At 38.1% G+C, this 12,764-nt stretch carries 13 protein-coding genes; 3 read left to right on the top strand and 10 right to left on the bottom strand.

Going from position 1 to position 12,764, the window contains the following annotated elements; translation table 11 throughout:
• Positions 1–87: 87 nt before the first annotated feature.
• Positions 88–1,596 carry an iron uptake porin gene (locus NWP17_RS09350; protein ID WP_280654637.1) on the bottom strand — a complete coding sequence of 503 codons (1,509 nt, stop codon included), beginning with the start codon at positions 1,594–1,596 and terminating at the stop codon, positions 88–90.
• 473 nt (positions 1,597–2,069) lie between these two features.
• Here NWP17_RS09350 and NWP17_RS09355 point away from each other — a divergent pair, with 473 nt between their 5' ends.
• The 3 genes from NWP17_RS09355 (at position 2,070) to NWP17_RS09365 (ending at position 4,469) form a co-directional block, all read left to right on the top strand.
• A complete protein-coding gene (locus tag NWP17_RS09355; protein WP_280654638.1) occupies positions 2,070–3,071 on the top strand; it encodes a metal ABC transporter substrate-binding protein in 1,002 nt (333 codons plus the stop codon).
• A gap of 55 nt (positions 3,072–3,126) precedes the next feature.
• Positions 3,127–3,900, top strand: a complete 774-nt coding sequence (locus tag NWP17_RS09360) for a metal ABC transporter ATP-binding protein (protein ID WP_280654639.1) — start codon at positions 3,127–3,129, stop codon at positions 3,898–3,900.
• 107 nt (positions 3,901–4,007) lie between these two features.
• Entirely contained in the window at positions 4,008–4,469 is a 462-nt protein-coding gene (locus NWP17_RS09365; RefSeq protein WP_280654650.1) for a phosphate-starvation-inducible PsiE family protein, read from the top strand.
• A 9-nt stretch (positions 4,470–4,478) separates the two neighbouring features.
• Here the strand turns inward: NWP17_RS09365 and NWP17_RS09370 are convergent, their stop codons facing one another.
• From NWP17_RS09370 to NWP17_RS09410, 9 genes are all read right to left on the bottom strand, one after another.
• Positions 4,479–4,973, bottom strand: coding sequence for a DUF427 domain-containing protein (locus NWP17_RS09370; protein ID WP_280654640.1), 495 nt, complete (start codon positions 4,971–4,973; stop codon positions 4,479–4,481).
• 137 nt (positions 4,974–5,110) lie between these two features.
• Positions 5,111–6,637, bottom strand: a complete 1,527-nt coding sequence (locus NWP17_RS09375) for a class I SAM-dependent DNA methyltransferase (protein WP_280654641.1) — start codon at positions 6,635–6,637, stop codon at positions 5,111–5,113.
• A gap of 10 nt (positions 6,638–6,647) precedes the next feature.
• Complete coding sequence (locus tag NWP17_RS09380) at positions 6,648–6,875, bottom strand: hypothetical protein (RefSeq protein WP_280654642.1); 228 nt, start codon at positions 6,873–6,875, stop codon at positions 6,648–6,650.
• Between the two features lie 28 nt (positions 6,876–6,903).
• Positions 6,904–8,160, bottom strand: a complete 1,257-nt coding sequence (locus NWP17_RS09385; RefSeq protein WP_280654651.1) for a restriction endonuclease subunit S — start codon at positions 8,158–8,160, stop codon at positions 6,904–6,906.
• Positions 8,160–8,555, bottom strand: coding sequence for a hypothetical protein (locus tag NWP17_RS09390; RefSeq protein ID WP_280654643.1), 396 nt, complete (start codon positions 8,553–8,555; stop codon positions 8,160–8,162). Before NWP17_RS09390 ends, NWP17_RS09385 begins: the two co-directional genes overlap by 1 nt.
• A 33-nt stretch (positions 8,556–8,588) precedes the next feature.
• Positions 8,589–10,523 (bottom strand): DEAD/DEAH box helicase family protein, encoded by a 1,935-nt coding sequence (locus NWP17_RS09395; RefSeq protein ID WP_280654644.1) that lies wholly within the window; start codon positions 10,521–10,523, stop codon positions 8,589–8,591.
• A gap of 189 nt (positions 10,524–10,712) precedes the next feature.
• Positions 10,713–11,438, bottom strand: coding sequence for a hypothetical protein (locus NWP17_RS09400; protein ID WP_280654645.1), 726 nt, complete (start codon positions 11,436–11,438; stop codon positions 10,713–10,715).
• A gap of 2 nt (positions 11,439–11,440) precedes the next feature.
• The gene (locus tag NWP17_RS09405; RefSeq protein ID WP_280654646.1) at positions 11,441–12,433 is read right to left on the bottom strand and encodes an ImmA/IrrE family metallo-endopeptidase; all 993 of its coding nucleotides are present in this window, start codon (positions 12,431–12,433) and stop codon (positions 11,441–11,443) included.
• A 179-nt stretch (positions 12,434–12,612) separates the two neighbouring features.
• Positions 12,613–12,764: HNH endonuclease (locus NWP17_RS09410; protein WP_280654652.1), on the bottom strand; the 152-nt coding region annotated here is incomplete at its 5' end.

The following is a 12,764-nucleotide window of genomic DNA, read 5'->3' on the forward strand; positions in this document are numbered from 1 at the left end:
AGTATTTCAGGCCAGTGGTGAGAAGCTGGTCTTTTTTGTGTCCTGATACTTCGACTACCTGAGCAGAAGAAGTTTAAAAACTAAATCTTAAAAACTAAATCTAGTTCTGATAGCACCAATGACCGCATCATTGTTATTATCGTCATGGTCTGGAGATGTTAGCCAGATTACACCAGGGGTAATGGTAATGTTCTCATTAATCTGATACTGGTAGAAAGCCTCAAGGTGATAGGAAGTATTATGATCTTTATTCACCCCTGGAATGGTGGAAGTTGTGACCCTAGGTTCTACACCAGCAATAATTCCAGCTAGGTTACCTTTTTTTCCCAAGTCGGGAAAGCCCAAGGTAAGAGCATAATTCCAAACCTCCGCTTTTCCCCGTACCCCTGTTAAGTTGCGGCTATTGGTGTATCCCGCCCAACCACCTAAGACAAGTTTTTCACTGATACCCAGGGATGCTTGGATACCGTAGGAATTGCTGGAGAAAGCCGCACCATCTAAATCAAAGGTGGCATTATTACTACCTGTAGCTAATGGTTGTCTGTAGGAATTGATATAAGTTAAGCCTACGGTAATGCGATCGCTTGGGGTCAGGGTCAATTGCGCCAAAGCACCGTAAGCACCATCAAACAAACCACTCTTAGCAGCCGGGTCATTGGGTGTGCTAGTTAAATAACCCAAGCTGAGGGCTAATTTATCACTGAATTGGTGGGTTATTCCCAGCCCAGTACCATCCATCTGGTTATAAATTGGGTTACGAGTACCAAAGGTAGATAAAGCACCAGTACTACCATCACCATCAAATATATTAACTGTATTAGTGATGTCATCTGCTGCACCCGCATTGGCAATGGCGATTACCTGTGTTTTTGCACCTAGGGGAAATTCATAAAACAGCGCGTCTACCTCAGCATTGGTAGTTCCACTCTCACCAGCAAAGGCTAAGTTCCCTTCTGGTGTACCAATGTTAGGGCTAAAAATATTATTAGCGGCGATTCTAGTAAATAGGGTATCTCTACCTGTAAAACTGGTGACAAACTCAACCCGTGTCCGCGCTGCCAAGGTTGTATTCTTGTTTATGATGCTTTGATTACCTCCCAAAACATCACTAATTACTGCTACCACTTCTCCTTCTAGTTTGGTTGTGGTAGAAAAACGATTTACTTCTAATTCAGATGTCCGTGCTTCTACTGCATCTAACCGCCCCCGTAATGTTGCCAGTTCTGCGGAAAACTCCTCTTGCAGTCTTTGTAATGTGCTTAAATCTTGTTGGGTCAGCACATCACTGGTGGCGGTAGCAATTAGTTCATTAACCCGATCCAGACAAGCATTTAAACCGGCTGCAAATTCATATCTAGTTAATGCTCGATTACCGCGATAAGTCCGATTTGGATAACCTGCAACACAACCGTAACGTTCTACCAATGATTGTAATGCTTGAAAAGCCCAATCAGTAGGTTGCACATCGGATAACTGAGAAACTGAGGTAACTTGTGCGATTACCTGACCTGATGTGTTGGGTATTCCCCCGGTATACAAGAGCATAGTAACACCACATACTGGGCTAACCAGTAGGTATTTCCATAATTTTTTCATCTACTTTTTGAGACTTATTGATATTTAATTGCAATCACTCATCGTGTTCTCGACACTACCTTGTTTATCAAAGCTGTAGGAAAATATTAACATTAGTTTAATAATTATTCTCATAAGCTGTTGTGCAGCTAAGTCCAATAATCTGTATTTATAGCGGTTTTCGCTGCTTAGTGAGGTACATCATTAACAAGCAGGATGCTTGTGTTAGAAGACGATCATTTACATTTGTATCTCACGTGTTTAATAAATGCTATCACTTCCCTAGGGTTATACAAATTAAATGCGTAACAGCTTATTGCAAGTTAAAAACTAGTTTTGCCTAGTTTTTTAAGAAATGTAAAGAATTATTACAACTGCTCTTATATACATGAAAAACTTAAATAATGTGTGAGAATGATAATTATTCTATAAAAATAAACTACTTGGGTTGTCAATAAACTAATTGACCCAAGTACAGTTACAGGGGAAAAATTATGATTTTTGGGGTTGTTCCAGGAAAAAACCGATTTAGTCTGCTTTTAATGGCTGTACTCACTTTGTCAGGTTCTGGGGGTTGTAACCAATCAAATACCAATTCAACCAGCAATCAGACACCCCAACCACAGGAAGTAGTAGAAAAAACTCAGGTTGTGTCCACAATTTTGCCAATGTATTTGTTTACTAAGGCTGTGGCTGGAGATGTGGCAGATGTATCAATTATTGTACCACCAACTACGGAGGTGCATGATTATCAATCAAAGCCGGATGATGTGAAAGCAATTTCTCAAGCTAGAATTTTAGTAAAAAATGGTTTGGGATTAGAAGAATTTTTAGACAATACTATTAAAAATGCTGAAAATCCTAATTTAGTTAAAATTGATGCGAGTCAAGGTATTAAAATTTTAGAGGAAATTTCCCCGGTTGATAAAACAGTAACAGAAAAGGGAGATAGCGACGGACATGATCATGAACATGATCATGGTGAGGGAAATCCTCACGTTTGGTTAGATCCAGTTTTAGCAAAACAGCAAGTAACAAATATTCGGAATGGATTAATTGCTGCTGACCCAGCTAATACAACCGCCTATGAGGCTAATGCTGCGGCTTATATTCAAGAATTAGATAATTTACATGGAGAATTTCAACAAACTCTGCAAAAAACTCCTAACTGTACCTTCATCACTTTTCATGACGCTTTTCCATATCTGGCTAAACGCTATAATCTTAAACAGGTTGCTGTAGTGCAAATTCCTGAAGACCAACTTTCCCCAACAGATGTACAAAGAACTGTTAAGGCTGTGAAAAAATATCAGGCTAAAGCTTTATTTAGCGAACCAGGAGTAGATAATAAATTATTAACCAGTCTTGCTGAAGATTTAAAGCTAACTGTGCGTAATTTGGATTCTTTAGAATCTGCTACTGAGGAGATAAAACCAGAGTATTACTTTAAAGTTATGAAAACTAATTTACAAAGTATAGAGGCGGGGTGTAAGTAATTAGAGTTTTTGTTTATGTGGTCTTTTGTTATTAATTATCTATAGTCCGGTAGTGATGATATTTCCCATTTTAAAGGTAGAAGGTTTAAATGTTTATCAAGGCAGTTATTTGGCTGTTCGAGATGTTACCTTTGAATTATTCCCAGGAACAGATACAGCTATTGTTGGTCCCAACGGCGCGGGTAAAAGTACGTTAGTTAAAGCGATTTTAGATTTGATTCCCCATAGTGGCGGAAAAGTTGAGATTTTTGGTCGTTCAATTACTAAGTTAGGACATTTACGCCACTGTTTGGGTTATATGCCACAAAATTTTATTTTTGACCGCAGTTTTCCCATTTCTGTAGGTGAGTTAGTGGGACTAGGATGGGTAAATGAAAACAAAAATCATAATTCATGGTTTCCCCATCTGTGGAAAAGGGATAAGAGAAAATCAGTAGCAATAGCAGAGGCTTTGCGGCGAACAGATGCTGATCATCTTCAAGATCAAGCTATTGGAACTCTGAGCGGTGGTCAGTTGAAGCGGGTATTGCTGGCTTATTGTTTAGTTAGACCTCGAAAACTCTTGGTATTAGATGAAGCTTTTGCTGGGGTTGATGTCCAAGGTACAAGCGATTTTTACGCTTTGTTAAATGAATTAAAACGGGAAGAAGGTTGGACAGTGTTGCAGGTTTCCCATGATATTGATATGGTAAGCCGTCATTGCGATCGCGTTCTTTGCCTTAATCAAACTGTTGTTTGTACTGGTCAACCAGAAGTTGCTCTTTCACCTCAAAATTTGTTAGCAACCTATGGTCCTGGTTTCAGTCCTTATCACCATCAACATTTCTGAATTTTGGATACCGCATAGGTTAATCTGAAAAAGTTATTGTAGATAACTTTTAAAATTCTGAATTGCCTATGATCAAGGTAGAAAAAACTAAAATATCTGGAGTTACTATGTCATACCGGGTAGTTACAGAAATAACAAGTTGGTTTAAACGATCCAGAATTGTCAGGAATTTAGAAATTTTTCAAGACTTCATTGTTATTTCTCTATGCTTGGGGTTGTTTGGTGTCATGCTGCTGAGATTAGGAGATATGTTTTACTCATTTCTCCATCCTTTAGACTTACGGGAAGTCACATCTGATATACTATTCATTTTAATTTTAGTGGAATTATTTCGACTGTTAATTGATTATTTACAAGAGGAACGTATTTCTGTAGGCGCAGCCGTAGAAATTACCATTGTATCAGCATTGCGAGAAGTGATTTTACGTGGGGTACTGGAAATCCCTCGCGAACAAATTTTAGCCCTTTCCTTGTTTATAGCGGTTTTAGCGGCGATTCTCGCCAGTCAACCTTGGATGTCCCGTTTTTTTGAACATCTAAAAAGTGCTACTCCCGAAAAAACAGATTAAATTCTACATTTACCATCCCCAAGTACCGGGACCACCTTTAAAAGGTCCGACAATATCCGCAGTTATCCATCCTCCGTAAAAATCACCGGCTTGGGGTGTTACTAGCTCATCATTAACATAACAAGCATCCATTAAAGCGGCAATAAAACCATAATATTCTTGAATGGGCAGAAAATTAGGAGTTGGATCAAAGTATCGCCAAGCTGCATACTTTTTCAGGGAATCACCGATGTGGACATCATAATATTCATATGCTCCCTTCCATTCACAGAGATTTTTTCTAGGTGTTTCCACTAGATATTCTAGTTTAATGTCTTCTGGGGGGAAGTAATAGGCGGGAGGATGACTAGTCTCTAAAACCCTTTTTCCTCTGGTGGTTTCTGCTAAAACAATACCATTGCAAATGACTTTTAGGTGTTTGTCTGTATCTTGTAGAACGGCGGGACGGGGATAATCCCAAACAGATTCTTGTCCTGGTTGTGGGGGTATGGGTTGTGGTCTCATGGTTAAATGTCCTCTGTGGAAATGGTAATTACAAAAATATCTTTAACATTTTTATGTCTTGTATGTTCAATAATGCTAACAGATCCCAATCTAAGAGGATGTCTGAGAAGTAAGAGAGCTTACATAACGGTATCCTGTCACCTTTGCAACACCGCCAACGCTGCTGCTACTTCCTGCGCTTTTTCCTCAATAAAACTTAACAAATCTTCTGGGGTGCGATTATCTTCCTCAACCTCAATATTAGGATTAACCGCCTTTAAATCATAATTTTTTGCTTCAATTTCAGCACGAGTCACAGTCCAACTTCTTGCACTGTCTTTGCGTTCTGGTAGCAATGCTAAAAACTCATCAAAATGCTTGCGGGTCAAAGGTTGACGTTTTGTCACCTTCACATCAGATAAATCATAATACCAAATTTTTTCTGTCACCTGACCGCGAGTAAAAAACAGAATATTGGCCTTAACACCCCCGCCCGCAGCTACAAATGTCCCAGGAGGTAAACTAACAATACACCACAAGTTACAGTCATTTAATAACTTGCGTTTAGTTTGAACAAAAGCAGTTTCATTAGTGCGGAACAGCACCCCCTCATCTAAAATAATGCCACAGTGACCACCAAGTTTTAAACTATCAATTACGTGTTGTAAAAATAAAACTTGGGTAGCACTGGTTTTAAAGGTAAACTGTGCTTGGACTGTTTTATGTTCCTTCCCACCAAAAGGAGGATTAGTAAGAATAACATCAAATAAAGGCGGTGCAGTCAAAAATAAATCAGCGTAGGTTGCACCCTTCGTTAAAGTATTACCATGCCATAAATTGGGCTGGTCAATGCCATGTAACATTAAATTAGCCAAAGCAATGGGGAAGATGAGGTTTTCTTTTTCCCGTCCGTAGAAGGTGCGTAATTTTAGAGTTTCCAACTGTTCACCTGTAATATCATTCCCCAAACATGAGCGCATATATTCATAACTTTGGGCTAAAAAACCACCCGTTCCGCAAGAAGGATCATAAACAGTTTGACCCACTTGTGGATTTAAAGCTTCTACCATAACCCGAATAATTTCACGGGGAGTAAAAAACTGTCCACCATCATTATTTTTTTCTCCCATTTTCAGCAGCAAGCCTTCATAAATTTGGGAGATGTGGAAGATGTGGGTAGTGTCTACAGAATTGACACTAATTTCATGGACTTTATCTAAAACATCAAGCAAATTAGTTTCAGTATCTAACCTGACCTTTTCTGTTGCTGATAAAACTTCACTAATAATTTTTTGTCTAGGCGTAGCAGTGGGCTGGTCTTTTAATTCCCGCAGATGGCGTATTAATTCATTGTTAACGAATGACATAAACCCGCCCAATGTCCCCCCCATCTGGAATTGTAACCGCGTCAACCCTTGGGGTGCAGCCCAGTCCCGCCAACGGTAAGGAGGTTGCAGCGATGGCGTAAAACTATCACCCACAGCTTCTGCTTCTTCTGCTTCTCGTTCTTCTAATTCATCCAAAATCCGCAGAAACAATATCCAACTTAATTCGGGGACGTATTGTAATGCACCCGCACAGTTAGAACGGCGCATAATATCACAAATGCTTTTGATGTAGCTATTTAGTCCCTGTTGGGTAGAAAAGTTTTTCCCGTTTTTACCGTTAGTTTGTGTTTTAGCCATTAGATATAAATTAAATTCCGTTCTCTTCTAAATATTTTTTGATACCTGCTTCTAAATCCTGGAATGCAGCTTCTAAACTAGAATAGTTGGGCTTTCCTTCATAGACAGTACCACCTAAATCATAAGCTCTGACAAAAGAGTTAATATATTCGCTCTCTCCTATTTCTATCCAGCCTATTTCTTCCACAAAGCGGGTAAGATGGGGATAATTTTCTGCAAATGATTTACTTTTGGGCATTTGGCATTAGTTTTATACAGGTTACAGGTTACAGTTTGCCGTTAAAGGCTTGACGCATAATAGCGGCTGGGAGTTGGTTTATTGCTTCAAGTTGAGATTCTAGGGAACATCTAAGTTTGTCAATAGATTGCATTTTGTTAGATAAAGTTTGAGATATTTTTTCTTGTTGATTTAATGCTGGTAGAGGAATAGGCATTTTGTGCATAGTTGAAGCACTTATATTAACCTGTCCTATTGCGCGAGCCATATTTGCTTCTATAAAGCGCCGTCCATGAGATGAGTTTATATAAACTGATACATAATTAGGATTGGCTATTGTTTCAATAACTTTAAATCGAATTAAATATGAAGCAAATACAGCATCGCGTGAATCATCAAATACAGCAGTTTTACCAACTAATTCTGCACTATTAGTTCTGTTAAAAATAATATCGCCTTTTTGTAATTTATATTTTTCTTCATCTGAATTGGGGAGTTGAATATATTTCAAATTATTCCAAGTTATTTTTCCTTCAGATAAGTTACCCATTCTTAGTATTGGCAACCCTATGTTTTCTGATGTGGCAAGTTCTGATGTTCCATACTGTCCATCACCAGTGCATATCTCTCTTAATGTCTTCCTCTCCCACTTCTGAGCTTCTGGACTATTGAACACAGCACGAAGGTAAGCGGCGGGTAGTTGTTTAGCAGCGTCTAACTGTGCTTCTGTCGCCTTCCTCGCCTTGTCAACTGCTTCCATCTGCTCATTTAATATTGCAGCAATTCGCTTTTGTTCAGCCAGTGGGGGGAGAGGGATTTTAAGATTTTCTAAATCTTCAGCTTTTACTGTGGCAACTGTAACTGCATTGTCCTTGACTTTATCTTTAGTTCCTTGAATACTTTTGAGGTAATACCAAAGATAAAAAGAATCAACATAATTAGCTGATGAAATTTTTATTAAATTTGGAGAAATTTGAGAACCAATATGAGATTTTCTAACGATTCCAACTTTTCCAATTGTTCCTCTAACCGTAAAAACTATGTCTCCTTCTGCCAAAATTGTACGAGGAAATTTATTTGATATTTCAGGACTAACAAACCAATACTGACTCCAATCGGTTGAAATTTTACCTTCGTCGTCAAGGTGTTCGCCTCTGATAACAGGAACACCACTGAGGAGATGCTCCATCCCGTAAAATGATGGATAGCGATAGATTTCATTACATACATCCCCCAACTTTACCCACTTCCACCCATCAGGAAGCTTTTTATCAACCCCCTCCCGTTTCTTCACATCAGTATCCATCACGCCGCAAACAACCTCACCTTAACATCTAGCAAAACATCAGCAGGCTTACCCAACAACCTCAGCGCCTCCAGTCCCCCGGCTGTCGTCACCTCTGGAGTTTGAAACAACTTAGAATTTTCTAAGCCATCAGTTCCCGCCTTGACAAACTGTCTCACCAAAGCCTTAACCGTAGCTGCTGACACTTCCGGCATATCATTTAACCAGAGAAGCTGGTTATAAGTAAAAGCTTCTGCCCGGTTTACCCTTGTTTGTCGTATTAAACTGTACCCCAACTCCCCCAACACATCATATAAATCACAATCCTGTAAAGATTCCAACTCCCGCCACCTCAAAACAGAACTCTCCCCACCTGGTAGCGAGTTTAACAACTTGCGGCGTTCTTTTGGATTCACCCACACAGCCCGAAATTCATCAACCTTTGGTACTTATGTCACCAACCTTTGCGTTAACAGTTCCCTGTATTCTTCCACAGGAAGCCGCACACCTTTACCATCTGCATTAGTCAAAGTATAGCGCCCCTCCGGGGTAATATTCACATCAAACCCTTCAACAACAACGCTAAGAACTGCTTTTTTCGGTTGGGGATTAACAGGTGTTGATTTATTCGGCGACTTGCGGCTAATTTTAGTTAAAAATTCCTCTCCAAATAATCTAGTAGCATTAGTATAGTCATACACCCGAAACATCATTTTATTAGTAGAAACATTTAACCTAGTTCCTCTTCCCACCATTTGATAAAAAGTAATTGGTGACTCAAGATAACGAAAAAAAACAATATTTTCTAACCAGGGGACATCCACACCAGTTGTCAACAAATCAACAGTAGTAGCAATAAAATGAGAACGACTTGACCCCTTTAAATCTGGTAAATAATCATTTCCCGATGACTTAGCAGTACATTTAAAAGCATAATTCTCTAAAGGCTGTTTACCTTCCTGTTGACACCATTGGGCATAAAGATTATTTAATTGTGCCGCCACATCGTCAGCGTGTCTATCCCGGACACAGAAAATAATTGTTTTTTGTTCAGGACTGCCAGTAGCTAACAGATACTTAAACAAATCCTCACACATAGCAATTACTCTATCAGGTAAAAGAATTTTATTTTCATAAGTTTTATTTTTATACTCTTCCTCTAACTCATCTCTAGTCACAGGTTGACCAGTAATGGCATTTCTCGGATTACGTGCCATAATTTCATCAATAGTCAAACAATCCTTATCAATATTTATTTCACTAGTAATAATTTCACAAGCAGCTAAATAGCCATCTTCAATTCCTTGTCCAATATCATACTCATACACAGGTTCGCCAAAATAGCGCAAATTATCAGCATTAATAGCCGCATCTTGTTGCGCTGCTGGGGTATCTTCTAAACCTACCAACTGTCTTGGAGTCGCCGTTAAGCCAATTTGTACAGCATCAGGATTGCGAGTTAAAACCTGTGACCATTTCCCCCAAGCAGACCGATGACACTCATCAATAATAATATGACTAAAATAATTAACCGGATAATTTTGAGTTAAAAAATTAGCGGTATCTTCTTCTTTGCTAACATCCAAAGTTTGATAAGTAGCAATTAAAACCCGAGCATTTTTCTTCGCGTCTTTTCCTTCAACCGTGGCTGCATCCCCACCAAATAATACTTGTAAAGCTCCTGTGGCTTGGATACGCAACTCATCTCTATCACAGACAAATAAAGCCCGTCTTAACTGTCCAGCATCAGCCACCCGTCGTAAAAGATTACCAGCGATAAAAGTCTTTCCAGCCCCCGTAGCCAAAGACAATAAAACCCGCTTGGGTAGATTCAACTTCTCACAACGAGCTATTTTTTCAAAAGCTGCTCTAATAGCAGCATCTTGGTAATAACGTCTTTCACTTTCCCCATTTTTGTAGGGAGTAATCAACGGTTTAGCCACCTCTTCCACTAAATCAAACCCCATCCCCTGCTGATAACGCCTTCTTAATTCTTCAGGGGTAGGAAATTGTCTTAAAGGTAGAGCTTGAGTAGTAATACCAGTAAATCTGTCATACTCCACATATAAATGACCATTGCTAGAAAAAACAAACTTTACATTTAACCCTTGAGCATAACGCTTCACCTGTTCCAGCCCTTGAGTTGGTGGTATATCCTCGGCTTTGGCTTCAATCAGTGCAACAGCCACGGGCTGAGTATCTTTCCTCACCTTTAACCGTAAAGTATAATCAACTCTTCCCCGACTGCGTTTAGGTGATTCATGGTCAATAATCTCAATACTTCCCGGTGTTTCCTCTCTTTTAATATAATCTTCCGTCCACCCCCGGTCATGCAAAATTGGATCTATTAACTTAACTCTCGTGTCAGCCTCACCCAGTCCCATAAAATACCCTAACTGTTAATTATTCAATACGTTTATTTTAATAGTTCCCCAACATCACCCCAAAAATAGCAATAAGTATAAGTTAAAATCTCCCAACCATCAAAACAGATGACTTACCCCAGGGGTAGGAAGGGATGAAATAGCCCTGGGTGTGGGGTGGCTTTACCTTCAAGATAGAGTGTTTAGTAACTAAAAGTTGGGATAAGGATAAAGTAAGTTACAAGTGTCTTGTCTTAATCCTGCAATTTCTTTTTCCAAACTTTCTTTTACTGCGCCTTCTAGTTCTTGGATACTATAGCCAAATATCATTTTTATATTCATATCACAATCTCGAACAGGGTAAATTTTAGGTTGTATTATATCAAAACCAAATTCTTCAATATACTTTAAAATCAACTGCTCTAAACACCATACTTTACCATTCAGATGTTCAATAAGATCAGTAAAACCAGAATTATTTAAAGCTCTTAAACAGTTTTTATCACTTGTTAATAAATAATTATTGCGATGACCTTGTTGGCTAAGATAGCAAATATGACTAATTAAAATTGCTTCTCCTTTGTCTTTATTTTTATTAATATTTTTGCTGGTCTCACTAGCGTTATTTAGTTTAGTAAAATAGTCCCACAGTTTAGTAAAAATCTCTCTGTCCATATCAAAATCAAAATTTGTGTCTGAAATAGTTATAAAATCTTTAGTAATTTGTAATGCTTTTTCTATATTTTCTTGAGAGACATTAATTACTTGCTTGCCTCTGTTACGTTTAATTGGATTGCCAAATTTATATTTAAATGTATCAAGTATTTTTACTTGATTTGTATCAATACTAAAACTTATTAGGGTATTATCAAATAAATTAAAAGTGACAAGTTTAAGAATGATATCGTTATCTAAAAAATAAAATGACCCTGACAAAATTAAACTCCTAAGACTTTCTCTAAATACTCATAACTTTCATCATTAAACTTATCCCAGTCTAATTTCTCAGCTAAATATTCATTAATAATCTCTCGACCATTAATAGGACAATCTAACTTATTTAAAGCTTTCATTGATAAAGGAAAATAGTCTTTATTATGCCATCCATAGTTTAGAATTACCGCTTCTGCTTCAACTCCTGGATATTGGGGAATAATGGTATTAACAACGTAATTACAAAGGTGATCAGCATCTTTAATTTTTTTATTCCCCAAACAATCATCACAGTCACCTAATAATAAGTGAGTAGCAAATTTATTGGCTTGACATTCATCATCATCATTGCAACCAAACTCTATTTTTTCATCAACCCAAATCCCTTCTTTTAAGTGTCCTAATGCTAAATGACCTAATTCATGCGCTAAGTCAAAAGCGAATCTAGCAGAGTGTTTATGATTTGAACTGAGAATGATTATAGGAGAATCAAATTGCCATTGAATTAACCCTGCAAACTTCTTTATTTTTTGAGGGAAATTATTAAAACAACCAACAATTATTCCCTTACTCCAACAATATTTAAGTTGGGAAATTAAATTAACTGTTGTATTATTTGTTAAAATTTCTGCCCGAATTTCCTTTACATTGGTAGGTAAAGATGTAAAATTTACCTCGGTACTGCAAGCAATTAACTCAGCTACACGACTAACTAAAGCTTGACCTACATAAGGATAATCGTTATTTTTACTGTTATGCTGCTTAAACTTAGTGACAGGGAGGGGATTAAACCTGATTTTCTCTTCTTCCAGCAAGGATTTTAAGTCAAGATTAAGGTTATCAGCAATATAACCAGCCCCTTCTAAAACAGCAATAGGTTTATCGTTGAGTTCATCATTCCACCAACTTGGTAACCCGTTGTTTCTTACGTAGTCTTGGTTAAAGCCAAGTTTGGAGAGTTTAGCATAAAGTGAAGACATAGTAAGCTTTGTTGTCATTGTCTTATCCTCCTTGCTGATGCTAAAATTTAAAGGTTCTATCCTCATTTAAATCTCTAATGGGGTATTTACCATTGATCATATAGCATTTCTTAAACACCAACTGAGCTAGAGATAAGCCAGAATAGCAAACTGTAGCACCTAGTTGAAAGGTATCTTGTAATCCAGGTAATTCATACCTAACCCTGAAAATGTCGCCGGAATCGAAAGTCAAGTTTATCTGTTTTGCGTTGATTGCAAGTAAAGCAGAGGGTTTGTAAATTACTGATATCGTTTTGACCACCACGGGCTAGGGGGATTATGTGGTCAATGGTTAGGTTAGTTTCTAAGG

It is taken from the genome of Chrysosporum bergii ANA360D (genome assembly GCF_029891735.1).
Lineage (GTDB): Bacteria > Cyanobacteriota > Cyanobacteriia > Cyanobacteriales > Nostocaceae > Umezakia > Umezakia bergii.